The organism is Halomonas marinisediminis, assembly GCF_004347715.1.
Taxonomy (GTDB): Bacteria; Pseudomonadota; Gammaproteobacteria; order Pseudomonadales; family Halomonadaceae; genus Halomonas; species Halomonas icarae.
On the sequence record NZ_SLTR01000520.1, the window covers coordinates 1 to 266 of the forward strand.

Genomic DNA, 266 nt, shown 5'->3' on the forward strand with positions numbered 1-266 from the left:
GCGGTTTGTGACCTGCAGGGCGTGATAGGCCGTCAGGGTGCGATTCGCGCGCGCGGCTCAGGCGCGGTCGTCGACGAAGCCGAGTCGCGACAGGGCGCGGCGCGCCGCTTGGGCGGCTTCGGCACTGCCGTCGAGGACATCGTTGTTGAGCGATTGCACCAACTGGCTCAGACGTTTGCGGGCGATCTGCTCGCGCAGAGACGCGCCGATATCGTCGTCTTTGAGGGCCAGAACAGCCGCCGCATCCGTGTGAAAGTTGTCATGCA

Annotated in this window: 1 protein-coding gene; it reads right to left on the reverse strand. The window is 65.8% G+C overall.

The window, feature by feature from the left end; translation table 11 throughout:
- Positions 1-57: 57 nt before the first annotated feature.
- Positions 58-266 (reverse strand): hypothetical protein (locus E0702_RS19340; RefSeq protein ID WP_165927628.1); only part of this gene is annotated, 209 nt, incomplete at its 5' end.